Origin of the sequence: Ruegeria sp. HKCCE4148 (genome assembly GCF_017872495.1) — a bacterium.
Taxonomy (GTDB): domain Bacteria; phylum Pseudomonadota; class Alphaproteobacteria; order Rhodobacterales; family Rhodobacteraceae; genus Ruegeria.
The window spans coordinates 503,258-530,179 of the sequence record NZ_JAEDOS010000003.1; the positions used below are offsets into that span (position 1 = coordinate 503,258).

The 26,922-nt window shown below is 57.9% G+C and carries 26 protein-coding genes; 9 read left to right on the forward strand and 17 right to left on the reverse strand.

The window, feature by feature from the left end; all coding sequences use genetic code 11:
• The first annotated feature begins 3 nt into the window (after positions 1-3).
• From tatB to I9187_RS12325, 3 genes are all read left to right on the forward strand, one after another.
• On the forward strand, positions 4-462 hold the full coding sequence (gene tatB, locus I9187_RS12315; protein WP_171179914.1) for a Sec-independent protein translocase protein TatB: 459 nt from the start codon (positions 4-6) through the stop codon (positions 460-462).
• Positions 459-1,340, forward strand: coding sequence for a twin-arginine translocase subunit TatC (gene tatC / locus I9187_RS12320; RefSeq protein ID WP_171179916.1), 882 nt, complete (start codon positions 459-461; stop codon positions 1,338-1,340). The genes tatB and tatC overlap by 4 nt, the downstream gene beginning before the upstream one ends.
• A 115-nt stretch (positions 1,341-1,455) precedes the next feature.
• A complete protein-coding gene (locus I9187_RS12325) occupies positions 1,456-2,298 on the forward strand; it encodes an ATP-binding protein (protein WP_171179918.1) in 843 nt (280 codons plus the stop codon).
• A gap of 60 nt (positions 2,299-2,358) precedes the next feature.
• Here I9187_RS12325 and I9187_RS12330 read toward each other — a convergent pair whose 3' ends face one another.
• The 11 genes from I9187_RS12330 to alr form a co-directional block, all read right to left on the reverse strand.
• Positions 2,359-3,003, reverse strand: coding sequence for an SDR family NAD(P)-dependent oxidoreductase (locus I9187_RS12330; protein WP_171179920.1), 645 nt, complete (start codon positions 3,001-3,003; stop codon positions 2,359-2,361).
• 42 nt (positions 3,004-3,045) lie between these two features.
• Complete coding sequence (locus I9187_RS12335) at positions 3,046-3,294, reverse strand: hypothetical protein (RefSeq protein WP_171179922.1); 249 nt, start codon at positions 3,292-3,294, stop codon at positions 3,046-3,048.
• Between the two features lie 264 nt (positions 3,295-3,558).
• Positions 3,559-5,082 carry an amidophosphoribosyltransferase gene (gene purF / locus I9187_RS12340; protein WP_171179924.1) on the reverse strand — a complete coding sequence of 508 codons (1,524 nt, stop codon included), beginning with the start codon at positions 5,080-5,082 and terminating at the stop codon, positions 3,559-3,561.
• A 654-nt stretch (positions 5,083-5,736) separates the two neighbouring features.
• Positions 5,737-6,330: a CvpA family protein gene (locus tag I9187_RS12345; RefSeq protein ID WP_171179926.1), complete on the reverse strand. Its 594-nt coding sequence runs from the start codon at positions 6,328-6,330 to the stop codon at positions 5,737-5,739.
• A 40-nt stretch (positions 6,331-6,370) separates the two neighbouring features.
• A complete protein-coding gene (gene radA / locus I9187_RS12350) occupies positions 6,371-7,735 on the reverse strand; it encodes a DNA repair protein RadA (RefSeq protein WP_209940206.1) in 1,365 nt (454 codons plus the stop codon).
• 121 nt (positions 7,736-7,856) lie between these two features.
• A complete protein-coding gene (locus I9187_RS12355) occupies positions 7,857-8,639 on the reverse strand; it encodes a DNA repair protein (RefSeq protein ID WP_171179931.1) in 783 nt (260 codons plus the stop codon).
• A gap of 150 nt (positions 8,640-8,789) precedes the next feature.
• Positions 8,790-9,239, reverse strand: coding sequence for a paraquat-inducible protein A (locus I9187_RS12360; protein WP_171179933.1), 450 nt, complete (start codon positions 9,237-9,239; stop codon positions 8,790-8,792).
• Positions 9,240-9,241: 2 nt separating this feature from the next.
• Entirely contained in the window at positions 9,242-9,892 is a 651-nt protein-coding gene (locus I9187_RS12365) for a hypothetical protein (protein ID WP_171179935.1), read from the reverse strand.
• A 17-nt stretch (positions 9,893-9,909) separates the two neighbouring features.
• On the reverse strand, positions 9,910-10,656 hold the full coding sequence (locus I9187_RS12370) for an ABC transporter ATP-binding protein (RefSeq protein ID WP_171179937.1): 747 nt from the start codon (positions 10,654-10,656) through the stop codon (positions 9,910-9,912).
• The gene (locus I9187_RS12375) at positions 10,653-11,435 is read right to left on the reverse strand and encodes an ABC transporter permease (RefSeq protein ID WP_171179939.1); all 783 of its coding nucleotides are present in this window, start codon (positions 11,433-11,435) and stop codon (positions 10,653-10,655) included. The genes I9187_RS12370 and I9187_RS12375 overlap by 4 nt, the downstream gene beginning before the upstream one ends.
• On the reverse strand, positions 11,432-12,466 hold the full coding sequence (alr, locus tag I9187_RS12380; RefSeq protein WP_209940207.1) for an alanine racemase: 1,035 nt from the start codon (positions 12,464-12,466) through the stop codon (positions 11,432-11,434). The genes I9187_RS12375 and alr overlap by 4 nt, the downstream gene beginning before the upstream one ends.
• Positions 12,467-12,707: 241 nt before the next feature.
• On the opposite strand from alr, the gene I9187_RS12385 reads away from it, so the two are divergent.
• The gene (locus tag I9187_RS12385) at positions 12,708-13,247 is read left to right on the forward strand and encodes an N-acetyltransferase (protein ID WP_171179944.1); all 540 of its coding nucleotides are present in this window, start codon (positions 12,708-12,710) and stop codon (positions 13,245-13,247) included.
• Between the two features lie 254 nt (positions 13,248-13,501).
• On the opposite strand, the gene I9187_RS12390 is transcribed toward I9187_RS12385, so the two are convergent.
• From I9187_RS12390 to I9187_RS12415, 6 genes are all read right to left on the reverse strand, one after another.
• Positions 13,502-14,992 carry a replicative DNA helicase gene (locus tag I9187_RS12390; protein WP_171179946.1) on the reverse strand — a complete coding sequence of 497 codons (1,491 nt, stop codon included), beginning with the start codon at positions 14,990-14,992 and terminating at the stop codon, positions 13,502-13,504.
• Between the two features lie 201 nt (positions 14,993-15,193).
• Positions 15,194-15,871 (reverse strand): orotate phosphoribosyltransferase, encoded by a 678-nt coding sequence (locus I9187_RS12395; RefSeq protein ID WP_171179948.1) that lies wholly within the window; start codon positions 15,869-15,871, stop codon positions 15,194-15,196.
• A gap of 136 nt (positions 15,872-16,007) precedes the next feature.
• Positions 16,008-17,189, reverse strand: coding sequence for an ammonium transporter (locus I9187_RS12400; RefSeq protein WP_171179949.1), 1,182 nt, complete (start codon positions 17,187-17,189; stop codon positions 16,008-16,010).
• Positions 17,190-17,393: 204 nt separating this feature from the next.
• Complete coding sequence (locus tag I9187_RS12405; protein ID WP_171179951.1) at positions 17,394-17,861, reverse strand: CinA family protein; 468 nt, start codon at positions 17,859-17,861, stop codon at positions 17,394-17,396.
• Positions 17,858-18,355, reverse strand: a complete 498-nt coding sequence (locus I9187_RS12410; protein WP_171179953.1) for a phosphatidylglycerophosphatase A — start codon at positions 18,353-18,355, stop codon at positions 17,858-17,860. Before I9187_RS12410 ends, I9187_RS12405 begins: the two co-directional genes overlap by 4 nt.
• The gene (locus tag I9187_RS12415) at positions 18,352-19,482 is read right to left on the reverse strand and encodes a bifunctional 2-C-methyl-D-erythritol 4-phosphate cytidylyltransferase/2-C-methyl-D-erythritol 2,4-cyclodiphosphate synthase (protein WP_171618876.1); all 1,131 of its coding nucleotides are present in this window, start codon (positions 19,480-19,482) and stop codon (positions 18,352-18,354) included. The genes I9187_RS12410 and I9187_RS12415 overlap by 4 nt, the downstream gene beginning before the upstream one ends.
• Before the next feature lie 182 nt (positions 19,483-19,664).
• On the opposite strand from I9187_RS12415, the gene dusB reads away from it, so the two are divergent.
• The 5 genes from dusB to I9187_RS12440 all read left to right on the forward strand — a co-directional run bounded on the left by dusB (position 19,665) and on the right by I9187_RS12440 (position 26,894).
• A complete protein-coding gene (gene dusB, locus I9187_RS12420; RefSeq protein WP_256368825.1) occupies positions 19,665-20,648 on the forward strand; it encodes a tRNA dihydrouridine synthase DusB in 984 nt (327 codons plus the stop codon).
• A complete protein-coding gene (locus tag I9187_RS12425; RefSeq protein WP_171237687.1) occupies positions 20,645-21,733 on the forward strand; it encodes an ATP-binding protein in 1,089 nt (362 codons plus the stop codon). The genes dusB and I9187_RS12425 overlap by 4 nt, the downstream gene beginning before the upstream one ends.
• Positions 21,733-23,100, forward strand: a complete 1,368-nt coding sequence (locus I9187_RS12430) for a response regulator (protein ID WP_171179962.1) — start codon at positions 21,733-21,735, stop codon at positions 23,098-23,100. Before I9187_RS12425 ends, I9187_RS12430 begins: the two co-directional genes overlap by 1 nt.
• Positions 23,101-23,223: 123 nt before the next feature.
• Entirely contained in the window at positions 23,224-25,488 is a 2,265-nt protein-coding gene (locus tag I9187_RS12435; protein ID WP_171179964.1) for a PAS domain-containing sensor histidine kinase, read from the forward strand.
• The gene (locus tag I9187_RS12440; RefSeq protein WP_171179966.1) at positions 25,485-26,894 is read left to right on the forward strand and encodes a sigma-54 dependent transcriptional regulator; all 1,410 of its coding nucleotides are present in this window, start codon (positions 25,485-25,487) and stop codon (positions 26,892-26,894) included. Before I9187_RS12435 ends, I9187_RS12440 begins: the two co-directional genes overlap by 4 nt.
• Positions 26,895-26,922 lie beyond the last annotated feature (28 nt).

Consider the following 26,922-nt stretch of genomic DNA (forward strand, 5'->3'; position numbering starts at 1 on the left):
CAGATGTTTGATCTGGGCTGGACCGAACTTCTGGTCATCGGCATCGTCGCCCTGATCGTTGTGGGGCCGAAGGACCTGCCGGTGCTGTTCCGCAATGTCGGGCGTTTTGTCGGCAAAGCCCGTGGCATGGCGCGCGAATTCAGCAGCGCCATGAACGAGGCTGCGGATCAGGCTGGCGTGAACGAGATCAAGAAAGGTCTCAACGCCGCCGCGAATCCTGTGGGTTCTGCCGTGGACGGTGTCAAACAAGCCGCGCAGGACATGGCAAAAAGCATCGATCCCACTAAATTCGATCCTGACAGCGAAACCGGCAAACTGGCGGCAGAACGGGCCGAGCAGGCCAAGAAAATTCAGGCCACCACAGCACGTGCCGCTGCCGAGCGCAAAGCCAAGGAAGCCGCCGACGCACTGGCCAAGGCGGAAGAGGCCGAAGCCGCGCTGAATACTGAAAGCAAGACATGAGCAAGACCGACGAGATCGAAGATACCTCGGCGCCCCTGATCGAGCATCTGGCCGAGCTGCGCACACGGTTGATACACTGTGTCGTGGCATTTCTGGTCGGTATGATCATCTGCTTTACCGTGGCCACGCCGCTTTTTAACTTTCTGACAAATCCCCTATGCGAGGTTCTGACCGAGCGTGGACAGGATTGCGGCCTGATTTTCATCTCGCCGCAGGAAGGTTTTTTTGTGGCTATCAAGGTCTCGTTGCTGGGCGGGTTTATTCTGGCGTTTCCCTATATAGGGATGCAGATGTGGCGCTTTGTGGCGCCTGGTCTCTACAAGTCGGAAAAGAACGCGTTTTTGCCCTTCATGCTGGCCTCGCCCTTCATGTTCCTTCTGGGCGCAAGCTTTGCGTTCTATGTCGTCACGCCGCTGGCCTATGACTTCTTTCTTGGGTTTCAGCAGTTTGGCGCGGAAGGTGAAGCCGTAGCAGAAGGTGCAACCGCTGCACCCCTGAGCGTGGTTTTCCAGGGCTCAGCACAGGAATACCTGAACCTGACGATCAAGTTCATCGTGGCTTTCGGTCTGTGCTTCCAACTGCCGGTTCTTTTGACCCTCATGGGCAAGGCGGGACTGGTCAGCGCCGAAGGGCTGGGTGCCGTGCGCAAATATGCCGTCGTAGGCATTCTGGTTTTGGCGGCCATTGTCACGCCCCCCGACGTGATCACGCAGGTTATTCTGTTTGTTGTGGTTTATGGTCTCTACGAAATTTCGATCTTTTTGGTAGCCCGGGTTGAACGGAAGCGAGAAGAACAATTGCGCGCCGACGGCTACTACGACGATGAAGAGGCCGAAGCGGATGAAGACCTTATGCAGGAGTTCGAAGACAAGAAGTAATCTGCTGAGAAAACAACATAGGCGCGCCACATCTGGGCGCGCCTTTTTCGTTGGTGGGCCTTGTTGCGTCAATCAGAACATGCTTTGAACCCATCAGAATTGACCGGAGGACCCGATGGACGACCAAGCTTTGAACCGCATCGCCGCTGCATTGGAACGCATGGCACCGGCGCCTCTGGCAACGCCCGATTTCAACGCGGCACCGGCTTTTGTCTGGCATGTGGAACCAGAACGTCTGGAACCGGTGGAGCAGGTCAACCGCGTCGATTTGGACTTATTGGTCGGCATCAACCGGTCGCGCGATACCTTGCTCGACAACACACGCCGGTTTGCTGCCGGGTACAAAGCGAACAACGCGTTGTTGTGGGGCGCTCGGGGAATGGGGAAGTCCAGCCTGGTAAAGGCCGTCCACGGCACGCTCAGCACGGATCACCCGGATCTGAAACTTGTAGAGCTACAGCGTGAAGATATGGCTTCAGTCGCGCGCCTGTTGAATCATCTGCGCCCCGCCCCGTACCGGTTCATCCTGTTCTGTGATGACCTGTCGTTCAGTCATGATGACCAGCACTACAAGTCGCTCAAGGCCGTTCTGGATGGAGGCATCGAAGGCCGACCCGAGAACGTGGTGTTCTATGCCACTTCGAACCGCCGTCATCTGATGCCACGGGATATGATCGAAAACGAACGCTCCAGCGCCATCAACCCATCCGAGGCGGTTGAGGAAAAAGTCTCGCTGTCCGACCGTTTCGGTCTTTGGTTGGGTTTCCATCCCTGTGATCAGGACGAATACCTTGCCATGATTGACCGGTATTGCGCGGCCTATGGTGTGTCAGCCGATGCAGATACCCTGCGGGCTGAAGCGATCGAATGGCAAGCTACGCGCGGTTCGCGCTCGGGCCGTGTCGCATGGCAGTTCTTCGTCGATCTGGCCGGGCGCAATGGCGTCCATATCGCCTGATCCCAGCTTCATCTGGCTAAAAATACCTCCGCCGGCGGCATGGCCCGATAGGGCCATTTCCTATAGCAGCGCCAGAATGCGCGCGGCTTCACTTGCCGTGCTGTTCAACGCATCCCGGTCTTCTCCGGGATGAAACCTTGCACGTACAGCGGTGGGCATCGGTGCAGGTTCGACAATTGAAACGCGCGGACCGGTGCGTTCGGTTTCCGCGGCCCAGCTACGGGCCAGAGCCATCTGCGCCGCCTTGGTGGCCCCATAGATGCCATAGAATTTTTCACCAACCTTCGGATCGTCAAAGAACACCGCGTGGCCGTTTTCACCCAGCAGGGGCGTAACGTAGGGAATCAGAACCGAGGTCGCATTGGCGTTGGTGTTAACGGCCTTTGCCCACTCTTTGGGATCAATGAAATGAGCCGGTGTCAGGGCCGAGGTATGGATCGCTGTGTGCAACCAAAGATCCACCTTGCCCCAACGGTCGTGAATTCCTCTGCACAAGGTTGCCATGGCATTTGGATCGGTGATGTCCATAGGGGCCAGCGTTGCCGACCCACCCTTGGCCTTGATCCTGTCGTCCAGCTCTTCCAGCCCGCCGGTGGTGCGGGCAACGGCGACGATATGATATTCGGGCGCCAACGCTTCGGCCAGGGCAGCGCCCAACCCGCGAGAGGCCCCGGTGATAAGGGCGATTTTGGTCTGATCGGTCATGGCTGCGGTTTGAACCCCTGCGCGCGGGGCGTCAAGTCGCGATTAGCTGCCGGGAATGGTGATCCGCTTGGTCTGGCCGCTTTGTCGCAGCACAATGCCATGTTCATCAATCGCAACAACCGTACCCGAAGCAACCCGACTGCCGGTTTTGACCTCTTTTACTCGTCCCGACGAAAGTCGCATGAGGGCCCGCATCTCGGCCTTTGGTCCAAAGACGCCAAGGACCGACACGGAGTTCTTCTTCAACGCGCCCCGCTGGGTGGCCGCGCTTTTGACTGTTGCATTCGACATGATCTGCGGCCTGGACCGTAGCCCAAACCCCTTTTAGTGAGTGGTGTGGGCCAACTACCAAAACCAAAGCGCAAGCAAAAGCGCATCACACACAGATGTCATCGAGACAAAAATGCCCTACGAAAAAGCCCCTGAGATCACACGGCATTCACCGCTGAGTTGTGGCAAAAAACCACTCATCGAAGCGGTTCGAACCGAATGCAGCCGTCACTTTGCAGAAGCGAATCGTTGGCCTTTAGCGCCGGGGGATAAAGGTGAACCCGACTAGCCAGAGGCCAGCTTTGCCGCGTTCCACGATCCGCCGGGCACCTGCATGTCTGCACGCTTCTGGCTGACGCGGCTGCTGTTTTCCAGATTGTCCAGATAATCCTCACTGACGCTGCCGGTGATATAATTGCCGTCAAAGCACGAACAGTCAAAGGCGTCGATCTCGGGGTTGCCTTCCTTGGCGGCCCAGATCAGGTCATCCAGATGCTGATAGAACAGAGCATCCGCGCCCAGTTCTTCGCGGATCTCCTCGATCTCTTTTCCGTTTGCGATCAACTCGGCCTTGGTCGGCATGTCGATGCCGTAAACGTTGGGGTATTTCACCGGGGGCGAGGCGCTTGCGACATAAACTTTCTTGGCACCCGCGTCGCGACACATCTGCACAATTTTTTTGATGGTATTGCCGCGCACGATGGAATCGTCGATCAGCAAAACGCTGTGGCCATCAAATTCCAGCGGAACGGCGTTCAACTTGCGGCGAACGGATTTCTGCCGTTCAGCCTGGCCAGGCATGATGAAGGTGCGCCCGACATAACGGTTTTTCACCAGACCTTCGCGATAGGGGATTCCGGTGATCTTGGCTGCTTCCAATGCCACGGGGCGGGCACTATCCGGTACAGGGATGATCCGGTCGATTTCCAGACCAGACTCCTGAATCTGCTTGGCCAGCGTCTGCCCCATACGCATTTGGGTTTTGTACACCGAAACCCCGTCCAGCAGTGAATCAGGACGGGCGAGGTACACGTATTCAAAGATACAGGGCGTCAGCTTGCCTTCGACGGCCTGGAATTCGTGCATGTTGCCGTCCAGATCGATCAAGATCGCTTCACCCGGGCGCAGATCGCGCAGCTTTTCAAAGCCGTTGATGCCGAAGGCTACGTCTTCTGAGGCAAACGCATAGTCATCGCCCTGGCCATCGACCTCGCGCTTTGCAACCGACAGAGGACGAATCCCAAACGGATCGCGGAAGGCCAGCATCCCGACGCCCGCGACCAGACATATCACGGAATAGGCGCCCTGAACGCGTTCCATCGTCATCTTCACACCTGCAAACAGGTTGCGGATGGGTTCCGCATTGCCGTTTACCTTGATCGCGTCCGCCACCTTGTCGGCCAAGACGTTCAACAGAATCTCGGAGTCTGAGGTGGTGCGCAGATGGCGGCTGTATTTGCCGGTAACCTTCTCGCGCTGCTCGGCAGTGTTGGTAATGTTGCCGTTGTGAACCAGATAGATGCCATAAGGCGCGTTTACAAAGAACGGCTGCGCCTCGGCCGCGCTAAGCGAACCTGCGGTGGGATAACGGACATGGCCCATGCCGACATGGCCCAGAAGGGTTTCGGCGTCCTGAGCATTGAACACGTCCTTGACCAACCCGTTGGCCTTCTTTTCCCGGAAAAACTCGCCATTGAAGGTCACGATCCCCGAGGCATCTTGACCCCGGTGCTGCAGCATAAGCAGCCCGTCATAGATCTCGGCAAACACATCATGTGTCCGGCTTGCGATTCCCAAAATCCCACACATTTACGGGGCTCCAACTTCTATGACGATTTTATCTGAGGACTGACCGCTTTTCGGAGACGGGCCGTCTGCAAAGCGTATGCGGATGTCTTGGTAGCAGGTGAAATTGACGCCAATAGGGCGACTATCATCACGACCAGCGCGCATTCATACAGAAAGAACAAGATCGGTGGCTCCGATTCCGTGGCGGGTTGGCCTCCACATAAAGCCTAATGACCGGGCTGTCATCAAAGGATCACACTCACCTATTGCCGCAGGCGGAAATATTCGCCGGAGTCGTGTTGTGACGAAGGTGATGACATGCGCAGACATATATGCTGTCATGCTAAGGAGTATCCGCAAGTTTGGAGTAGTAGAGCACACAGAGGACCCGAATGTGGCAGCATAAGTCTCAACAGAACAAGCAGGAACGCATCAAACAACGGTGTCATCGCTGCCGGGGCATGGGGCGTGCGCCTTGTCAGATCTGCAACGGTGCTGGTGAAGTTGCCAAAGGTCGCGATATTCTGGGTAAACCCATCTTTAGCCGGTGCGATGGCTGTTTCGGACTGAAAACCATCCGATGCACCGTATGTGGTGGCGAAGGTTTCAACTGACCGGCATGAAAAAAGCCCGGGCCAGACCGGGCTTTTCAGTGAAAACCAAACGAAAGGGCGCTTAACCTTCGGCAGGTGCCGTTGTTGCAGGCTGGGCGTTATCTGCAGTGCAGCTGGCTACCAGCTCTTCATATTGCGCCGTAACCCAGCCCAAAGCGGCTTCGGGATTTTGTTCTTCGATCTGACCGCTGAACTGTTCGAACACCTTGGCCGAGCGGCTTTCGTCAACGATCGTGTAAGATTGGCCGGTCATGACGGTGTCGTAGACAAAGAAGGCAATCGCAACCAGCAGAATGCCGCGCGCGATACCAAAGAACAGACCAAGCGCCTGATCCAGCCCCCCCAAGGCCGAGCGTTGCACCAGTGACGAAAACAACGGCGTGAAAATGCTGACCACGATTAGCGCCACGGCAAAGACTGCAGCAAAGCCGGTGATGACCGAAAGCTCGCAACTGTCGCGTAAGAAATCTCCGACAACGGGGATCTCCTTGACCAGTGGGACGGCCTGTGGGGCAAAGATGAACGCCAGAACGGCCGCTGCGACCCAGCCTGCGATTGCAAGAACCTCGCGCATGAAGCCACGTGAGTAGGCCAATATGCCCGACACCACGATGATCAGGGCGACGACCCCGTCAATTATTGTAAAACCTTCCATGGCCCTCGCCTGTTCGTTTTCTGCCCCTCAGGGCGCGACTTTAACCTGCTCCGAAGGTTTCGCCAACAAACCCAACCAAATCAGAGGGTCGGGTGAGTGACAGACCTGCCACAGTGCCGGTTTTGCCACCTGCCGGAGCAATTGCCGCTGTGAAACCAAGTTTTTGTGCTTCTTTCAACCTGTTTTCTGTCTGCGGGGCAGGTCTAAGTGCCCCAGATAGCGAGATTTCTCCGAAAACGACGGTGTCGGCGGGCAGGGCGGTGTCTTCACGCGCGCTGAGTAACGCAGCGGCAACTGCGAGGTCGGCGGCGGGTTCGGTGACCTTTAGCCCTCCTGCCACGTTTAGATAGACATCGAGGCCTGCAAACGGGATTCCGCAACGCGCCTCGAGCACGGCAAGGATCATGGCCAGCCGCCCGCTGTCCCATCCAACGACCGTGCGGCGGGGCTGGGAATGGGGCGAAGGGGCGACAAGGGCCTGAAATTCGACCAAAACGGGGCGGGTGCCTTCGATGCCTGCAAAGACAGCTGAACCGGGGCTGGGCGTGCCTCGTTCCGACAGGAACAGGGCAGAGGGGTTCGTGACCTGAGCCAGCCCTTTGCCAGTCATCTCGAAGACACCGATCTCGTCCGCCGGGCCAAAGCGGTTCTTGACGGCGCGCAGGATGCGGAACTGGTGGCCGCGCTCGCCTTCGAAATACAGCACCGTGTCGACCATGTGTTCGACCACGCGGGGACCGGCAATCTGGCCCTCTTTCGTAACGTGGCCGACCATTATGATCGAGACACCGTGCCGTTTCGCAAATGTGGTCAGTTCATGTGCTGCGGCCCGGACTTGTGACACCGAGCCCGGCGCGCTGTCCACATTGTCGGCCCACATGGTCTGGATCGAGTCGATGATCGCCAGACCGGGCTTTTCGGCCTCAAGCGTCGTAAGGATGTCGCGCAGGTTGGTTTCTGCGGCCAGTTGCACCGGAGCATCCTCCAAACCCAGACGACGCGCACGCATCCGGACCTGAGCGCTGGCTTCCTCGCCCGAGACGTAGATGGTTTTGACGCCAGCACGCGCAAACCGGGCAGCAGCCTGCAACAGCAGCGTGGATTTACCGATGCCCGGATCTCCGCCCACAAGAAGGGCAGAGGCCGGGACCAGACCACCGCCCAATACCCGGTCAAGCTCCTCGACCCCGCAAAGGGTGCGGGGCGGCGGGGTTTCCTCGGTCGACAAATCCGTGAGTGCAATGGACTGGCCGCGTTTGCCGCCGAGGGATTTCTTGGTCGGGCCAGCCGAAAGGGGCACGTCCTGAACGATGGTGTTCCATTCGCCGCACGCGTCGCAGCGTCCGGACCACCGCGTATGTGTTGCTCCGCAGGCCGAGCAGGAGAAAGAAGTCGTTTTTGCCATGCGGCCTTTGGTGCCCGAGCTTGGGCGGTTCTTCAAGCCCTTGCAGGCTTTCCTCACCGCCGGTGGCGCGCTGCGGCCTCAGGCCCGGATGGGCCATCGCCCACAGCGGGCGCTGACGCGCCTATTCCGCCGCCCGAGGGGGAGACATTGCAACCACGCTGGACGCCTTTGAGGCGCTGTCTTTGCGTGGTGTTTGCAACTGAGTCGACAGTTCGGGCAACAGCTCGAACAGTTCATCCCGCAAGCGTGCCAATTGCGACTTGGCGATGGTCTCTTCCATTTCCACATCGCGCGTCCATTGGCGCAATTCGTTTTGGATGACCTGAGCCTCTTCCAAACGTTGCTGGAACAGCTCAATCTCTTGCTGCCGTTGTTGCAGGAACATCTGCGCCCGTTCGACCCGCGCGTCGCCATAGGTTTCGGCCAATTCCTGGCTGATCTGGCTCATTTGTGCAGCCAGTTCCAGAATCTCTGGTTCAAGCGATTGCAGGTCAGGGTGCTGGCGCAGAAACGCCATACGCTCTTTGACCGCGTCGAACTCGGAGGACATCATGAACAGCCCGCCTCGGTCAGCGGCATGGGCCATCTGATACGCGTTCGCGATGTCATGCATATCGAGGGCAAATTTGCGGTGGTTGTTTTCCAGGGCCATCATTCGTGCGTTTGCGGGCAGGTAGAATGCCAGCATTAGAATCAGTGCGGTCAGCCCGATCTGGATGAACATCCCGGCATCCGTCGCCGGTCCGTCGCCGAATCCGGCCTGCATCGAAAGCCAGGGCAACACGCCCGCAGCGGATAACATCGTGGTTGAAACGGCCAGCAGGGCCGCCATGCAAATCAGTAAAAAAGTCAATCTTAAAAAGGCATTCTGACATTGCAATGTGATGTTGTGGAGGGCGGCCATGATCGTCGAACTCCTTTTTCAAACCGGAACACACCGGGCCGAAGCGGAGGAAGATCAAACAACTTAGGGCGATCCGCTGCGGACCCGAAAACTACAAATCTTAACTGCTCGAAATATAAAGATGATACTTAGATATGTGTTTTCAATCAATTAGGTCTGAGCTTTTCGTGAACCAGATGTCATCTCTGTAATATGACCCAGTGCGATGGATGCCAGAATACAGGCCGTGAACAGATAAAGACCCCATGCGGTCTCAACGGTGGCGTAAGAGATGCCCTTGGCCAATGTGATGTAAAGCGCGATCAGAAAAATGTCGGCCATGGCCAGTTTGCCGAGGATATTCAGCGCGGGTTGGACGCGGGCATCCAGCAGGTTCCATTGGATCAGCGCGGTGCCGATGGTTTTGATGTACGGCGCGAAGAGGGCGAAGACGGTGACGATCAGTGCGAGGAAGATGTCGGATTTCCACAAGGACTGGAGCCCGGTGATGACGCTGATTTCGCTGAGGCCGAAGATCGGCAGGAACCCCGCGCGCATCAGCGGAGCGAACCACGCGATGGGGTAGAGGATCAGGAGCGAGAGGGTGGCGAGGCGGAGCAAACCTAGTTTCCTTTAGACTGGTCCGTAATCTGCCTTGGAGGGTCTTCGCGTCTAATTTGAAGTGGCTTGTTACGTTCCCCAGTAATTGCGTTTCTGATGCCCGTAATAAGGCCGATGATAGGTTCTGCTTTGTAGCTGGAATTGCCAACAGTCTCGGCTGCATCTTCGACCATACCGAGTATCTTGTGGTAGTTGCTTAACTCCCTATCAATCTCTCTGTCTACGCCCAGAAGAGCTTTAAGAACCCGATCCTTTGCCTCAGGGCTTTTCCACTCACCTCTAATTACCATCTCACGCGCTTCAGTAATTTTTTGGTGAAGCGAAATCTTGAATTCATTCGAAAGAGTAACTGAACTTTCGGTATCAAGTTCTTCTATTTCGTTCGAAGCAGACCATTGATGAAATGCGCCGCTGAATATTCTGAATTGGCGAGCAATGGAATACATAACCTGTTCCGGATCACCATCGAATTCTATCGACACATCCGGGCCAGAAATCATTCGAGAATAGGTTGGTAGGTAACCATATAGCCTCGCAAAATCATTGTAGTAACTAGATGAATATCCCTCTGCCGTGTTGATGTCGCTTTCTATGAAAGCTCTTCTTTCCGTTAAGAAAAATTGCTCAAGAAGATCAGAAATTCTTTGTTGCAAAGCAATGCTCCTTGTTTTCACCGAACCGCCTCAATCGGCCCCTCTGCACTCCCGCTGATGAACTGCTCGACATAGGGATCACCCGAGGCATCCATCTGCCCGACGGGACCGGTCCATTGGATGACGCCTCCGTGCAGCATAGCGACGTTGTCGGCAATCGCGCGGACCGAGCTCATGTCGTGGGTGATGGTCATCGCGGTGGCGCCCATCTCGGTCACGATTTCGCGGATCAGATCGTTGATCACGCCGGACATTATCGGGTCAAGACCAGTGGTGGGTTCGTCGAAAAAGATGATCTCGGGCTCGGCGGCGATAGCACGGGCAAGGCCCACACGTTTTTGCATCCCGCCCGACAGCTCGGCCGGAAAACGGTCGGCCACGTCGGACTTCAGGCCCACGCGCCGCAGTTTTTCGATAGCGATTTCGCGCGCTTCCTCGGTCGGACGTTTCAGAGAACCACGCAGCAGGCGGAAGGCAACGTTTTGCCAGACGGTCAGTGAATCAAACAGGGCGGCCCCCTGAAACAGCATCCCGAACCGGGCCAGAAACGCGTCGCGGTCGCCTTTGCTGGCGTCTTTTCCGTCCACATAAATCATGCCGCTGTCGGGGTGGATCAGGCCAAGGATACATTTCAGAGCCACCGATTTTCCGGTGCCCGACCCACCGATGATGACCATCGAGGTGCCCTTGGGGATCTCAAGGTTAAGTCCTTGTAATACGCGGTTGTCACCAAAGGCTTTATGTACGTTCTCCATCCGGATCATAGCGAGAAGAATACCCCTGTGAGAACGAAGTTTGCCGCCAGGATCAGTACGGCTGCGGCCTCGACCGAGCCTTTGGTGGCGCGGCCTACGCCCTGTGCACCGCGACCGGAATTCATACCGTAATAGCACCCCATGATGGCCGCGATCAGGCCGAAGACTGCGCCTTTGACCAAAGACGAGACGATGTCGCGGGCTTCAAGGAAATCGACCGTGTTTTTCAGATAGGCCGCCGGATTAAAGCCCAGATTTTGAGTGGCAACCGTGTAGCCTCCGGCAATGCCGATGATATCGCCCACTGCGACCAGTGCGGGCACGGTGATCAGCGCAGCCAACACGCGTGGAGCGGTCAGGTATTTCATCGGATGGGTCGACAGCGTGACAAGCGCGTCGATCTGTTCGGTCACTTTCATCGTGGCGATCTCTGCAGCGATGGAAGAAGTTACGCGGGCAGCAATCATCAGGCCGACCAGCACCGGGCCAAGCTCTCGCACCATACCGATGGCGACGATCTGAGGCACCACCGCTTCGGCGTTGAAACGCGCGCCGCCGGCGTAGATTTGCAACGCCAGCGCGCCGCCGGTGAAGATAGCGGTCAGGCCGACCACGGGCAGGGAAAGCCAACCGATATTAAGCAAGGCCATTCCGAACTCGCGCGGATAGAAAGGCGGGCGCAGGATATGCGAGATGGCATCCAGCGCAAACAGGGCCACCCGGCCAAAGGCTGCCATCAGGCTCAGTACAGCCCGGCCCAGCCCCCCAAGCGCGGAAATTGGGTTCATTCCACGTAGCCCCGCGAATAGCGATTGCCGAGAGATGTCAGTATTTCGTAACCGATTGTTCCGGCAGCTTCAGCCAGATCGTCGACAGTCTGGTGGCCGTTGAGAATGCGCAGGCGTTCCGGGTCGTTCGGCAAGTCGGTAACATCCACCGTGATCAGGTCCATCGAGATACGGCCGACCACCGGGCAAGGCTGGTTTCCGGCAAAAGTGTCAATCCCTCCGCCGATGGCACGATGCAGGCCATCAGCATAGCCCGCCGCGACGGTCGCGATACGTGACGGGCGGCGTGCGACCCAGCTGTTGCCGTAGCCGACGGTTTCGCCCACCTCTAGTTGGCGTACCTGAATGACGGGCAGATCGACGGTGACAACCGGCTTGGCCCCAGCAAACGGCAGACCGCCATAAAGGCCGATACCCGGGCGGCAGAAATCGAAATGGAACTCTGGCCCCAGTAAGGTGCCTCCGGTTGCGGCCAGCGAACGCGGGGCAGTGATGCCCTCGGTCATCTCGCGGAAGGTCTTAAGCTGCTGATGGTTCATCGGGTGATCCGGCTCGTCCGAACAGGCCAGATGAGACATGACCACCGCCGGGTTCAAGGCCTCAGCCTTTGGGCGCAATTCGGCCCAGTCTGCGGGCTCCAGCCCCAGACGGTTCATGCCGCTGTCCAGTTGAATGCCGAATGTGTGGTCAGGGAGTGCTTGCAGGTGACGCTGGAACTGTTCGGCCGAGTTGATCAGAGGCGTCAGGTCGTGCGCGCACAGCAGATCCGTGTCGCCTTCCATATGCCCAGAAAAGACACCGATCATCGGGCCAGGTCCCACGGCCTCGCGCACGGCAGCACCTTCCTCGGCGGCGGCAACAAAGAATTTGCGAACGCCTTCTTCGGCCAGCGTGTCACTGACAGGCCCGACACCCAGCCCATAGGCATCGGCCTTGACCACGGCTCCGGTTTCAACCCCGGTCTTCGCATCAAGCGCGCGCCAGTTGCTGGCCAGCGCATGAAGATTGATCGTCAAACGTGCAGTACTCATGGCACTGTTCATGACATCGCGCTGTCCAAGGTCAAGAGGGAATGGTGCTTTTCTGTTGCGTATTCCGTTGCACGATGTTGCCAATCATCAGATGGCGCCGAAAACCATGACGTTTTAGCGGTTTTTCGCTGTGAATGGTTCGCTTTGCGATTGTTTTCACATTGGTGTTAAAGCGATCTTGCGAGAATGATCGTTCCATCATTGTTCAGTCAATGACAAAGCAGCGAGAATTGAGGAAGTCATGAAGTTTTCGACCGGGTTGGCTGATAGCCCCTTCAATGTGGCCCAGTTTTTCGAGGATGTTTTTGCGGCGTCTGAAGGCACGGATGAAGGCGTGGTCATTGGTGCCTTTGTGCAAGACCTGATCGACAGCACGCCATCAAAGGACCTGTTGGTCTGCACCGCGCATAGCGAAAGCCAACTGCTGGGCTGTGCCATCTTTTCGCGCATCATGTTTCCGCAGGACGCGCGTTGCGTATTCATCCTGTCGCCCATGGCGGTTAGGACAGACAATCAAAAGACTGGCGTGGGGCAGGCATTGATCTCTTACGGGTTGGACTGCCTGCGCGCAGCTGGTGTGGATGTGGCGCTGACCTATGGCGATCCCGGGTACTATTGCAAAACCGGCTTTGGTCAGATCTCTGAGACAACCGCGCAACCGCCGCTGGCGCTGAGCCATCCGCACGGATGGCTGGGGCAGTCATTGGATGGTCAGGATCTGACACCACTGAAAGGCCCGTCGCGCTGCGTGCCCGCATTGAACAATCCATCGCTTTGGTGAGGGGAATCGTGCGGTACGCGAAAGGACCTGTCGCCAGTTCAGAGAATAATCGAGCATTGTCTTGTTGTTGTGAACATGGCGCGCCACCAGCTTCTTTTGCGGCCGTTGTCTTGGGATATGGCCGGCCATAATCCGCAGCGCCGGCGGCGATGCAGACCTGTTGCTGTGGAAGCTTTGTTCAGCGGTTCTAACACAGCGTGGCTGATGCGCCATCGCTTCGGCCGGAGGAACAGGAAAAGTCAGAGACCGCCTGTTCAGTAGCCTTCGATCTCGCCACCCTGCTGCCAGGGTTTGACCAGATTGCCAAAGCGTGTGAACTGGGCTTCGAACGAAAGCTCGACGGTGCCAATGGGACCGTGGCGTTGCTTGCCGACAATGACCTCGGCCTTGCCGTGCAGGCGTTCCATCGCCTGCTTCCACTCTTCCATCTTTTCCAGCTCGTGATCACCGGGCTTTTCGCGTTCCTTGTAGTATTCCTCGCGGAACACAAACATCACCACATCGGCATCCTGCTCGATCGAGCCCGATTCCCGCAGGTCGGACAGTTGCGGGCGTTTATCGTCGCGGTTTTCGACCTGACGGCTCAGCTGTGACAGGGCGATGACCGGGATATTCAGTTCTTTGGCGATGGCCTTCATACCCATCGAAATCTCGGCAATCTCGTTCACGCGGTTGTCGGACATACCTCGGCAAAGCTGCAGATAGTCGATCACCAGAAGGTCCAGACCATGCGTCCGCTTGAGCCGACGCGCACGGGCGGCAAGCTGCGAGATCGGCAGTGCCGGGGTGTCATCGATGAACAGGGGGCAGGCTTCCAATTCCTTGGCCGCGTCCACGAAGCGGCGGAACTCGGCCTCGGTCATATCGCCTTGACGGATCTTGTGCGAGGAAATCTCGGACGCTTCGGCCAGCACACGGCCCGCCAACTGCTCGGCGCTCATCTCAAGTGAGAAGAACCCGACCACACCACCGTCAATCGCGCCTTCCGAGCCATCCGGCTTCTGTCCGCGTTTGTAGGCTTTGGCCACGTTGAACGCTACGTTCGTCGCCAGCGAGGTTTTCCCCATCGACGGACGCCCGGCCAGAATGATCAGGTCAGAGGGGTGCAGGCCCCCAAGCTGTTTGTCCAAGTCGGCCAGACCGGTGGAAATCCCCGCCATTCCACCACCGCGCTGGTACGCTTCATTGGTGACGTTGACGGCTTCTGTGACCGCCTTCAGGAAGGATTGAAAACCTTGTTCGGTCTGGCCCTGCTCGGATAGCTGATAGAGCTGCTGCTCGGCCTCGACGATTTGTTCTTTTGGCTCACTGCTGACTTCGACCCGCGCTGCCTTGTCTGAAATGTCGCGGCCAAGTCGGATCAACTCGCGCCGAATGGCGAGGTCATAGATCATCTGGGCATAGTCATGCACAGCAAAGGCGCTGATCGAGGCACCGGCAAGCTTGACCAAATAGGCCGGGCCGCCCAGCTCCTTCAAGCCTTCATCTTCGCCCATGAAGGATTTCAGTGTGACCGGTGAGGCCAGCGCGTTTTTAGCGATGCGGGCGGCGGCGACTTCATAAATCCGGGCATGAACCGGATCATAGAAATGCTCGGCCCCGATGATCGAGGCGACCCGGTCATAGAGGTCGTTATTGGTCAGGATCGCGCCCAGAAGCTGCTGTTCAGCCTCAATGGAATGCGGCATGGTTTCTGCGTTTTGAATCTGTGCCGCTGCTTGCTCGATACTGCTGATCTCGTTCATTGCTGCTCTCACCGTCCCTTGGGACATGGTCCATAGCTTAGCCCTGCGAGTCGGGGCAAATTGTATGTTTTCTGGGGATATGCTGTGAATATCTCCGGGCCCCATCATCTTGAAGCATGACGGGGCTGTACGTCAACATGTAGTGCGAATTAAGTCCGCGGACCTGCTACTGTTTCCGCTCAGAAAATTGATTTCGCGACGTCAGCTTTTATTCGCTTCCTGCCACCCCCGCGGGTCATTCAGGAAGGCCTCGACGCCGCTAAGGGTCTCTTCGTCAAAGGCCTTTTGCGCCTTGGCCTCGGCAAGAACATCCCACCAAGTGCAAAGCGAATGCAGCTTTACACCGTGATCGCCCAGTGTTTTCTCGGTTTCGGGAAAGATGCCGTAGTAGAAGATCACCGCAGTATGCCCGCAGGTCGCGCCGGTTTCGCGGATCGCGTCCACGAAGGAAAGTTTCGAGCCACCGTCGGTTGTCAGATCCTCGACCAGCAGCACCCGCTCGCCTTCGTTCATCGCGCCTTCGATCCGGGCGTTGCGGCCATAGCCTTTGGGTTTCTTGCGCACATAGGTCATCGGCAGCGCCATCCTCTCGGCAACCATGGCGGCAAAGGGGATGCCTGCGGTTTCGCCGCCGGCGATGTTATCGAACGCCTCGAACCCGGCCTCGCGCATCACGGTCACGGTCAGGAAATCCATCAGTGTCGAACGGATGCGCGGGTACGAGATCAGCTTGCGACAGTCGATATAGGTCGGGCTGGGCAGTCCGCTTGCCAGGGTAAACGGCTCACGCGAGTTGAAATGGACGGCCTTGATCTCCAGCAGCATCCGCGCGGTCAGGCGGGCGATTTCGGTGCTGTCGGGAAAGGAACTGGGGATCATGGCGCAAACCTCGGGGCTGAAAACACGTTGCGGGCTGATAGCCCGACCGTTGGGCCGGAGTCGAGAGGGCAAAAAAGAAAAGCGGACCCCCAAGAGGTCCGCTTTTCGCCCTTTCGGGCAGAGCGCCAAGGTGGGCTTAGCTGCTCATGTCGTAGGCGCGTTCCCCGTGTACCGAAAGATCGAGCCCGTTTGTCTCGGTTTCGGCGTCTACGCGAAGCGGGGTGAGAAGTGCAACCACCTTCACCAACACAATCGTAACAACTGCCGTAAAGACACCCACGATCATCAACCCGCCCAATTGCGCGGTCCATGTGCCAAGGCCAAACGCAGCGATCATGATGGTGCCGAAAATGCCGCCGACGCCATGCACCGCAAATACATCTAGCGTGTCGTCGATGTTCAGCTTGTTGCGGATGACATTGACGGCTTCCTGACACAGGACACCGGCGACCGCACCGATGATCAGCGCTTGTACCGGACCCACAAAGCCGGATGCCGGTGTGATCGAAGCCAGACCAGCAATGGTGCCTGTGACCAGACCGACCATGGAAGCCTTGCCAAAGCGGATACGTTCCCACAGTGCCCAGGTCAGCGACGCGGTTGCGGCGGACAGATGCGTGACGGTCATGGCCATTGCGGCGCCGCCATCTGCGGCCAGCTGTGATCCGCCATTGAAGCCGAACCAACCCACCCACAACATCGCAGCACCAACCATGACGTAGCCGGGGTTGTGCGGGGGTGTGGTACGGTTGCGGCGCGGGCCAAGTATGACGGCGATGATCAGAGCGGCCAGACCAGCGGTTTCATGGACTACGATTCCGCCCGCAAAGTCGCGTACGCCGATCTCGCCCAGCATGCCGCCATCAGCCAGCATGCCGCCGCCCCAGATCCAATGGACGACCGGCGCGTAACAGAGCAGCATCCAGAGGGCGGAAAAGGTCAGAACAAACCCAAAGCCAACGCGTTCGACATAGGCACCCACAATCAGGGCCGGTGTGATGATCGCAAAGGTCATCTGAAAGGCGAAGAACAGGATCTCGGGCAGGGTGCCTGCAAGGCTGTCGGCATCCACACCGTTCAGGAACGCTTTGCCCAGACCACCCCAAACCCCGCTTTCGCCAGGGCCGAAGGCGATCGAGTAGCCCGCAACGAGCCACAAAATGCTCATCAAACAGGCGATTGAAAAGCAATGCATGAACACGCTGAGTACATTTCGGGCACGTACAAGCCCACCATAGAACAAGGCAAGGCCCGGCAATGTCATGAAAAGGACCAGTGCGGTAGCAACGATGATCCAGGCTGTATCGGCTCCATTCATGGGCCGTTCTCCTTTCCCCTGCGTTTGGTTCGGAACGCTTTGTGTCGGCGCTCGGAACCCTTGTGAGTGTGTGCGCAGCCTTGAAACGGAGGAGAGGTGAGGAAAAAAGAGGCAGAGTTGTTAAAGGCGCTTAAAATGTCGCCTTTTCTTCTAGTGATGACAGTTTTTGCGGCTTTTCAGGCATCTTGCCTAAGGAATGGGCGTTTAGGAAAGGCCATCTTTAAGTAGATCTAACGCGTGATCACGCGCTGCCAGCCGGACCGCATCTCGCCCCAATGCGCCAAATTCAACGGTTTCGGTTCGAGTGTCTCTACTGTCTCGGGACAGTCCAAAACACACACGCCCCTCTGGCTTGAACTCGGACCCGCCCGGTCCGGCAATGCCGGTGATCGACACGGCTAGCTGCGCCTGAGAATGACGCAGGGCTCCGTCTGCCATCTCGCGGGCGACCTCCTCTGACACTGCGCCATGCGCGGCCAGCGTTTCGGCCAAAACACCCAGCATGTCCTGTTTGGCTGCGTTGGTGTAAGTGACAAAGCCCCGGTCAACCACAGCGGAGCTGCCGGGAATATCGGTCAGGGCCGCAGCCACCATCCCGCCCGTACAGCTTTCAGCCGTGGCGATCATCACGCCCTGCGCCTTGGCAAAATCCAACAGCTCGCTCACGTTCACAGACCCAGTACTCCGTGTGCTATTCCCGCCAGTATCATCACGCCGATGGCTGCGAAAACGCCTGCGATGACGTCGTCGAGCATAACGCCCATCGGATCGCCACGCCTGTCGGCCCAGCCAACGGGGCCGGGCTTGGTGATATCGAACAGGCGGAACAGGATGAACCCAGCCACCCAACCGGGCCAAAGGGCGGTAATGTTGATCCCATGGGCCCAAGACGGGTAAGAAATCGCCCAAAGCGCGATGAACTGGCCTGCGACCTCATCAACGACGATTTCTGACGGGTCGTGATCATCTTGGCCCTCGGTCATCACGCGGGTTGCCCAAAGGCCGCCAACAAAAACGGCCAGTGTTGCAAGTGCCAGCAGGGGAAACCCACCCAGCGTGTGCAATATCCAAGCCATCGGCAGCGCCGCCAAGGATCCCCAGGTTCCGGGGGCAGGGTGCAAATATCCGACACCGCCGACCGTACCGATCACCTGTGCCGTGGTCATTGTTTCACCAAGCAGGCTGTGGCGAGCGAGGCGATCCCTTCGCTGCGACCAGTAAAGCCCAAACGCTCAGATGTGGTGGCCTTGACCGAGACCTGATCTGCGCTTAACCCCATGATTTTAGACATTTCAGCGCGCATGGCAGCGGCATGAGGGCCGATTTTTGGATACTCGCAGACTAAGGTGCAATCGACGTTCGAAATGCGGTATCCCATCTGCCCGGCCAGCTCGACCGCATGGCGCAGAAAAATCTCGCTGGCAGCACCCTTCCATTGCGGATCTGAGGGCGGGAAGTGGTGACCAATGTCACCCTGCGCCAAAGCGCCGTAGATCGCATCGGTTACGGCGTGCATCCCGACATCCGCATCTGAATGTCCCTGCAATCCGCGCCCATGAGGCACCTTCACACCACACAGGATAACGTGATCCCCCTCGCCAAAACGGTGTACGTCATACCCGTTGCCAAGCCTTACATCCATATCCGTTCCCATTATCCGTTCCGCCCGGGCAAAATCCTCGGGTCGGGTGATTTTTAGATTGTCTGCGTCGCCGGGGACAATGCATACATCAAGGCCCGCCGTACGGGCGACCTCCACATCATCCGCAGCCCCGCCCGAATGGGCTGCGTGTGCGGTTGTGATGGCGTCAAAGTGAAACCCCTGCGGTGTCTGCGCAGCATAGAGGCCATTGCGATCCTGCGTGCCCGTTACAGCGCCATCCCGCCCAACCCACAGCGCATCCGTGACAGCAAGCCCCGGGGCAGCCGCTTGGTGCGTTTCCAGCGCGTTCAAAACGTCCTTTATGATGCGCGACGAGACACAAGGGCGGGCCACGTCGTGGATCAGAACATGTTGCACACCCAGACCTTCCAGGGCCTTCAATCCGCTACTTACTGAGCCTGAGCGATCTGATCCGCCAGATGCGAGGATCAGATCTGAATTGCGAAACTCTTCCCATGCGGGGGTGTCTTCGTCTGAAAGCACAAGTACGATGTGATCCACCTGTCCGCGGAACCGCTCGATCGTCCAGTCTGCCACGCGACGGCCCGCAAGGATGCGCCACTGCTTGGGTACGCCACCTCCGGCGCGCAACCCGCGCCCTGCGGCGACTATGATGGCGGCTGTAGTCATGTCTCGGGCGCTCCTTCGTATTGGGCTGTGTTTAGGCGGCGGTGAAAGCAGAGGCAATCACCCAAGGTAAAACGATTAAAAATTAGGCATGTGATGATTTTGCGGGCTTGTTTCGCGCCGTTTTGTTGTTCATATGCGCGGAATTCGATATCAAAACCGCAACTGCCCAAGGATTAAGCACGTTGACTCTGCGCCTCGCTGAAAAAGAAGTAACATCACCGGTCCTTCTGGCTCCGATGGCCGGAATCACTGATCGCCCGTTTCGCGATCTGGTGATGCGGTTTGGTGCCGGCATGGTGGTAAGCGAAATGGTCGCCAGTCAGGAGATGGTGCAAGCCAAGCCTGGCGTGCGCGAACGTGCGGAACTGTCTGCGGACGTAGAAAACACTGCCGTGCAATTGGCCGGGCGTGAGGCGCACTGGATGGCCGAAGCCGCCCGTCAGGTGGCCGACAGGGGCGCGCGGGTGATCGACATCAACATGGGTTGTCCCGCCAAGAAAGTGACCAACGGCTATTCGGGCTCGGCCTTGTTGAAAACGCCGGATCATGCCTTGGCCCTGATCGAAGCCGTGGTGGGTGCAGTTGATGTACCGGTGTCCCTGAAAACCCGACTGGGCTGGGACGATTCATTGCTCAACGCGCCGGATGTGGCGCGACGAGCGCAGGACGCCGGTATTCAGATGGTCACGATTCATGGGCGCACGCGATGTCAGTTTTACAAGGGCCATGCCGATTGGCGGGCGATCCGAGCTGTGAAAGAGGCTGTGTCGATTCCAGTCATCGCAAACGGCGATGTCGTGGATACGGCCGCCGCGCGAACCGCGCTGGATCAGTCGGGCGCGGATGGAGTGATGGTCGGGCGCGGTGCGCAGGGCAAGCCCTGGCTCTTGGCGCAAGTATGTTACGACCTTTACGGAGCAAGGGCCCCAGAAATTCCCGTTGGTGCGGATCTGATCGACATGGTGCAGGCGCATTATCAAGCGATGCTATCCTTCTATGGGGCGGACCTCGGCCTGCGCGTCGCCCGCAAGCATCTTGGATGGTACATGGATGAGGCCACGACCCCCGCGCCGTTGCGACGGGCCGTTCTGACATCACGCGAGCCAAACGAAGTGTTGCGCCTGCTGGCGGATGCGTTGAGCGAGACGGGCGAGGTGGCGGCATGAACTCGAACGCCAGCATCTGGAACTCATTGCCCGTTCCGGCCTTCATCATTGATCCGGACGATCGCATTTCCGATGTAAATGCCGCAGGTGAAGGGTTTCTGAACGCGTCACGCAAGGCTGTGATCGGCCATCCCGTGTGGGATCAGATCGCCGTAGATGCACCGCTTGAAGAGGCTTTCGAGCGCGCGCGCACCTATGGTACGCCGCTTTTTGTCAACGATGTAGACGCCGGATCAGGAAACCGCGCACCGTTGCAATGCGCGTTGCAGATCGCGCCTTTGGTTGGATATCCTGGATCGATGATCATGATCATCTCGCCGCGCGAATTGTCGGGGCGGATGACACGGGGCAACACGGTCAAATCGGCCGCGCAATCGGCCATTGGCATGGCTGAGATGCTGGCCCACGAGATCAAGAACCCCTTGGCCGGGATCACGGGCGCCGCGCAGTTGCTGAGCATGAATATCCCGGCGCAAGATTTAGAACTTACAGACTTAATCGTGGCGGAAAGCCGCAGAATTGTGAAGCTGCTGGAGCAGGTTGAACAATTCGGAAACTTGCAGAAACCCGACTTCAAACCAGTCAATATCCATGACGTTCTGGATCGCGCCCGCCGGTCAGCCTTGCTGGGGTTTGGCGCGGACATGACGATCATTGAAGATTACGACCCGTCCTTGCCGTTGGCCTTCGGAGACCCGGATCAATTGTTGCAGGTGGTTCTGAACCTGCTCAAGAACGCATCCGAAGCTGCTGGGCCGCAGGGGGGAACCATCCGGCTTCGGACTTACTTCGAACATTCCTTCCGTCTGCGCCGCAGCGATGGGTCTGGTCATTCATTGCCTTTGCAGATCGAGATTATCGACGATGGACCAGGGTTGCCCGAGGACATTCGCGGGGACATTTTTGACCCCTTTGTCTCGGGCAAGGAAAATGGCACCGGGCTAGGGCTGGCGCTGGTGAGTAAGATCATATCGGACCATGACGGCTGGATTTCAGCCGAGTCCGTTCCCGGGCGAACCGTATTCAAACTGTCGCTGCGCCGCGCGCCGCGCGAGGTCGCCGAGCACAAAAAGGAGACCACCTAATGGATGGCACCGTACTGGTTGCGGATGATGACCGCACGATCCGCACCGTTCTGACACAGGCCCTGACGCGTGCAGGGTGCAAGGTGCATGCAACGTCGTCGCTGACCACGCTGATGCGCTGGGTTGGGGAAGGTAAGGGCGATGTGGTGATCTCGGACGTGGTCATGCCAGATGGCAACGGATTGGAAATGCTGCCAAAGATTGCCGAAGATCGTCCCGGACTGCCCGTCATCGTGATCTCGGCGCAAAACACGATCATGACGGCGATTCAGGCGGCAGAGGCGGACGCCTATGATTACTTGCCGAAACCTTTCGATCTACCTGACTTGATGAAACGAACCGCGCGGGCCTTGGATCAAAAGCAACGGGTACAGCCCGAAACGGCTCATGTAGATGGCGAGCGTCCGGACGAATTGCCTTTGGTCGGGCGCACCCCGGTGATGCAGGCCCTGTACAGGTTGGTCGCACGGGTAATGAACACCGATTTGTCGGTGCTGATTTCCGGTGAAAGTGGAACAGGTAAGTCCCTGATTGCACGTGCTATTCATGACTTCTCGGACCGGCGCACATTACCTTTTGTTACAGTTACGGCGGCGGAGTTGCGGGATCTGGAAGGACCCGCGCGTGTTTTGGCGCGGGTTCGCGGCGGCACGCTGTTGATCGATGAAATCGCAGATATCGAAGATGAGGTTCAGGCCCGTATCGTGCGCATGATGGATACACCTGGCGATCATGTTCCGCGTTTCATGGCCACAAGCCAGTCGGATCTGACGGAAGGGATGGAAACCGGGCGCATTCGTCAGGATTTGTATTACCGGTTGTGCGGTGCCACCATTCATGTGCCGTCATTGCGTGAACGGGTGGATGACATTCCGCTGCTAGCGGAACATTTTCTGGCCCGCGAAGAGCGTGAAAGCGGTGCAAAGCGCTGGCTCAGCCCCGAAGCGGTAGAATTGGTGCGGCGCTATTCCTGGCCCGGTAACGTAAGGCAGTTGGAAAACGCAGTGCGCAGGCTGAGCTTGACAAGCCGGGCGGATGAAATCTCGAAGGCTGAAGTGGAAATGGTTCTGGGCAGCCAGCCCGAAGCGGAACCGGTTCTCAGTGGCGGAGAGCGTGAAAAACTGTCGACCTCGGTCGAGCGACATTTGCGTCGATATTTTGACCTGCACGGCAATATTTTGCCGCCGCCGGGTCTGTATCAGCGCATTTTGCGTGAGGTTGAGGCACCGCTGATCGAAATTGCACTGGACGCAACCGGCGGAAATCAGGCGAAATGTGCCGATTTGCTGGGGATCAACCGAAATACGTTGCGAAAAAAGATTACTGACCTCGATATTCAGGTGACACGCCGTCGCAAACTGATGTAATATCGCCACACAAACCGTGGCATCCCGGCATCTGTCGGGAAAAGATCACGATATATGGCGGTAAGCCGCGAACGCGGCACATCAGGATGAGGGCAGACGGTGGCAACCCGAGCACAGAGCGGGATGATCCCATCGATAAGTCGATGGCGTAAATCACGAAAACTGCGCAATTTCGGTACCTTTGGGCTGGTCCTTTTAGGGCCAGTGCTGGCGCTTGCCACCTATCTTGTGATCGGACCTTTTGACCTTGGTTCGACCGCACCGACCCTGCGCCTGATTCTTCTGGCCGATCTTGTTTACGTTCTGGTTGTCGCTGCGCTGGTGCTGGGGCAGGTGGGTAGCCTGATTGCTGCGCGGCGTGCAAAGTCGGCTGGCTCGCGCCTGCACTTGCGCCTGATTGGGGCGTTCACTCTGCTGGCGCTGGTGCCTACCGTAACCGTAGCGATTTTTGCCGGGCTCACTGTGAATATCGGCCTCGAGGGCTGGTTCTCGGACCGGGTGCGGCAAGTGGTTGGATCGTCCCTGACAGCGGCAGAAGCGTATGAACAAGAACACCGCCGCGGGTTGGTTCAGGACGCCTCGGTGCTGGCGCGGTATCTGGACAATGCGCGTTCGCTGGATTTCTACATCTCGGACGCCGAATTGCGCGAAGTGTTGGCGCAGGGGCAGGCCCAAATTCAACGCGGATTGCGGGAAGCGTATGTCATCGACGGCAGTGGCGAGATCAAATCGCGCGGCGATCGATCATATCTGTTCAACTACGAAGCACCCACTTCGGAACAGATGGCTGAGGCCACTGACACAGGGCTGCTGATCATAGCTGATTGGCCAAACAATGAATTCCGCGCGCTTGTGCCTCTGACAGCCTATCTGGACCGTTACCTTTATGTCAGCCGCGAAGTGGATGGGCAGTTGCTGACCCTGCTGGATGACACCAAGGAAACGGCACAGTTCTACCAACAGCTGGAAAGCGAGCGGGGCAGGGTGCTGTTCGAATTTGGCCTGCTGTATCTGGGCTTTGCGTTGATCCTGATCCTTGCTGCGATGTCTTTGGGGATGTGGTTCGCCGAACGCCTATCACGTCCGGTGGGGCGTTTGACCACGGCGGCCCAAAGGGTCGGGGCCGGGGACCTGAGCGTTCAGGTTATAGAAGAGGCCAGCGATGACGAGATCGCCATGCTGGGCCGGTATTTCAACCAGATGACCCGGCAACTGAAAGGGCAGCGGGACACGCTGCTGGAAAACACACAGCAAATCGAAAGCCGCCGTCGCCTGTTCGACTCGGTACTCAGCTCGGTCACATCGGGTGTTGTCGGCGTTGACCCTGAGGGCTGCGTGACCTTTGTGAACCGCTCGGCCGAACGGTTGCTGGACTGGTCGCGGGGAGAAGAGCACCTGGCCATTGGCATCGCGGTGCCAGAGTTTCTGCCTCTGTTCGAAAGCCTGAAAGACAGCGGGCAAGAGGCTGTTCAGGGCGAGGTTAAAGTCACACGCAAGGGACGTCTGGAAAACCTCTTAGTGCGGATGGCCATCCGTCGCGGCGAAGATGGTGGGTTGGAAGGCTATGTGGTCGCCTTTGACGACGTGACCGATCTGGTCAGTGCGCAGCGGATGGCGGCCTGGGGTGACGTTGCCCGACGTATTGCACATGAGATCAAGAACCCATTAACCCCGATTCAGCTGAGCGCCGAACGCATCAAACGCAAGTTCGCGCGCAAGCTGGACGAGGAGGATTGCGAAAGCCTCGAGTCGATGACAGGTGTCATTGTGCGCCAGACCAACGATTTGCGCCGTATCGTGGACGAGTTCTCGAAATTTGCGCGGATGCCCGAGCCTGAGCGCCGCGAAGAAAACGTGGTCGAACTCGTCCGTGAAGCAGTTGTTTTGCAACAGGCAGGGCAACCGGACGTGCAGATTGACGCGGATTTGCCGAAGCAACCCATCATGGCCGACCTGGATGCGACGATGTTGCATCAGGCCCTGACAAACCTCATTAAAAACGCCGGAGAAGCGATTGGTACCCTTAAAGAAAAAGGGGCACCGGATAATCTCAAGCCACAGATAAAAGTGGCAGTTTCCAGTGATGATGCCGGTACGGTCATCACGATTGCAGACAACGGGATCGGTCTGCCCGAGGATCGGGCGCGACTGTTTGAACCCTATGTGACTACACGCGACGAAGGGACCGGGCTGGGCCTGCCCATCGTCAAGAAAATCATCGAAGAACACGGCGGAGCGCTGACGCTTGAGGACGCGCCCGTCTTTGACGGACAGGACCATTTTGGCGCGATGGCCGTAATCCGTTTGCCGGGGGCCAATATGTCCTCGACCGTTGCGCCACAGAAGCAGGCAATTAGAACCAACAAACTGAAAGCAGGCCAAAGATGAGTGACATTCTGATCGTAGATGACGAGCGCGATATTCGCGAGCTGGTGTCCGACATTCTGGAGGACGAAGGCTATTCAACCCGGCTGGCGGCCAACTCGGACGAGTGTATGGCGTCCATCAATTCCGAACCGCCGGGGCTGTTGATCCTTGATATCTGGCTGAAGGACAGCCGCATGGATGGGATCGACATTCTGAAAGCGGTGAAACGCGACAACCCGGATGTTCCGGTGGTGATCATTTCCGGACACGGCAACATTGAAATCGCTGTCGCCGCCATCAAGCAGGGCGCATACGACTTTATCGAAAAGCCCTTTAACATTGACCAGTTGATGGTGGTGATCCGCCGCGCGATGGAGACCTCTCGCCTGCGTCGCGAGAACGCGTCGCTCAAGCGCAAAGAGGTCAACAACTCGGACATGATCGGCAAATCGGCCTCGTTCCGGGCCATGCAGGGTCAGCTGGACAAAGTGACCAAGTCAAATGGCCGCGTGATGCTGAGCGGTCCTGCCGGGTCGGGCAAGGAAATCGCAGCGCGCTATATCCATGCCCATTCCAACCGTGCCAACGCGCCCTTTGTGACAGTGAACTGTGCGGGCATTGAGCCCGAGCGCGTAGAAGAGGTGCTGTTTGGCCGCGAATCCGCTGAGCGCGGGGTTGAGCCCGGCTTGCTGGAAGAAGCCCATGGCGGTGTTGTCTATTTTGACGAAGTGGCGGACATGCCTTTGGGCACGCAATCCAAGATCCTGCGGGTATTGGTGGATCAGCAGTTTCAACGTGTTGGCGGATCCGACAAGGTGCGAGTGGATCTGCGGGTTATCTCGTCCACCAACAAGGATCTGGACGAAGAAATCGCAGCCGAGCGGTTCCGCGAAGAACTGTATCACCGTCTGAACGTTGTGCCTGTTGCAGTTCCCTCGCTTGAAGATCGCCGCGAGGATATTCCGGTTCTGGCCCAGCATTTCATCGAAATGTGTAACGAAACCCAAGGTCTGCCGATCCGCGAACTCTCGGAAGAGGCTGTTGCTCTGTTGCAGACGATGACATGGCCGGGGAATGTGCGTCAGCTCAAGAACTTGATCGAACGGGTTTTGATCCTCGGCGACGGAACCGGCCCGATCGAAGCGCGCGAGTTGCCCAGCGAAGAGGATAAGACCGAAGATTCGGGCCGCGTCGTTCTGTCGGGTGCTCTGGCAACCTTGCCGCTGCGCGAGGCGCGTGAAGCGTTCGAGCGAGAGTACCTGCTGACCCAGATCAATCGCTTTGGCGGCAATATCAGCCGCACGGCCAGCTTTGTCGGGATGGAGCGCAGCGCGTTGCACCGCAAGCTGAAGTCGCTGGGTGTCGTTACGTCGAACAAATCCGGTGCACGTGTTGCGCAAATCGATGAGCCGGAACCGGCGGAGTAATCCACCGGGACGGCTGGGCTGGCCATGA

Bases quoted from the DNA above. Each gene is read 5' to 3' on its own strand.
- tatB (WP_171179914.1), top strand. From the start codon at position 4: ATGTTTGATCTGGGCTGGACCGAACTTCTGGTCATCGGCATCGTCGCC.
- tatC (WP_171179916.1), top strand. From the start codon at position 459: ATGAGCAAGACCGACGAGATCGAAGATACCTCGGCGCCCCTGATCGAG.
- I9187_RS12325 (WP_171179918.1), top strand. From the start codon at position 1,456: ATGGACGACCAAGCTTTGAACCGCATCGCCGCTGCATTGGAACGCATG.
- I9187_RS12330 (WP_171179920.1), bottom strand. From the start codon at position 3,003: ATGACCGATCAGACCAAAATCGCCCTTATCACCGGGGCCTCTCGCGGG.
- I9187_RS12335 (WP_171179922.1), bottom strand. From the start codon at position 3,294: ATGTCGAATGCAACAGTCAAAAGCGCGGCCACCCAGCGGGGCGCGTTG.
- purF (WP_171179924.1), bottom strand. From the start codon at position 5,082: ATGTGTGGGATTTTGGGAATCGCAAGCCGGACACATGATGTGTTTGCC.
- I9187_RS12345 (WP_171179926.1), bottom strand. From the start codon at position 6,330: ATGGAAGGTTTTACAATAATTGACGGGGTCGTCGCCCTGATCATCGTG.
- radA (WP_209940206.1), bottom strand. From the start codon at position 7,735: ATGGCAAAAACGACTTCTTTCTCCTGCTCGGCCTGCGGAGCAACACAT.
- I9187_RS12355 (WP_171179931.1), bottom strand. From the start codon at position 8,639: ATGGCCGCCCTCCACAACATCACATTGCAATGTCAGAATGCCTTTTTA.
- I9187_RS12370 (WP_171179937.1), bottom strand. From the start codon at position 10,656: ATGATCCGGATGGAGAACGTACATAAAGCCTTTGGTGACAACCGCGTA.
- I9187_RS12375 (WP_171179939.1), bottom strand. From the start codon at position 11,435: ATGAACCCAATTTCCGCGCTTGGGGGGCTGGGCCGGGCTGTACTGAGC.
- alr (WP_209940207.1), bottom strand. From the start codon at position 12,466: ATGAGTACTGCACGTTTGACGATCAATCTTCATGCGCTGGCCAGCAAC.
- I9187_RS12385 (WP_171179944.1), top strand. From the start codon at position 12,708: ATGAAGTTTTCGACCGGGTTGGCTGATAGCCCCTTCAATGTGGCCCAG.
- I9187_RS12390 (WP_171179946.1), bottom strand. From the start codon at position 14,992: ATGAACGAGATCAGCAGTATCGAGCAAGCAGCGGCACAGATTCAAAAC.
- I9187_RS12395 (WP_171179948.1), bottom strand. From the start codon at position 15,871: ATGATCCCCAGTTCCTTTCCCGACAGCACCGAAATCGCCCGCCTGACC.
- I9187_RS12400 (WP_171179949.1), bottom strand. From the start codon at position 17,189: ATGAATGGAGCCGATACAGCCTGGATCATCGTTGCTACCGCACTGGTC.
- I9187_RS12410 (WP_171179953.1), bottom strand. From the start codon at position 18,355: ATGACCACGGCACAGGTGATCGGTACGGTCGGCGGTGTCGGATATTTG.
- I9187_RS12415 (WP_171618876.1), bottom strand. From the start codon at position 19,482: ATGACTACAGCCGCCATCATAGTCGCCGCAGGGCGCGGGTTGCGCGCC.
- I9187_RS12425 (WP_171237687.1), top strand. From the start codon at position 20,645: ATGAACTCGAACGCCAGCATCTGGAACTCATTGCCCGTTCCGGCCTTC.
- I9187_RS12430 (WP_171179962.1), top strand. From the start codon at position 21,733: ATGGATGGCACCGTACTGGTTGCGGATGATGACCGCACGATCCGCACC.
- I9187_RS12435 (WP_171179964.1), top strand. From the start codon at position 23,224: ATGATCCCATCGATAAGTCGATGGCGTAAATCACGAAAACTGCGCAAT.
- I9187_RS12440 (WP_171179966.1), top strand. From the start codon at position 25,485: ATGAGTGACATTCTGATCGTAGATGACGAGCGCGATATTCGCGAGCTG.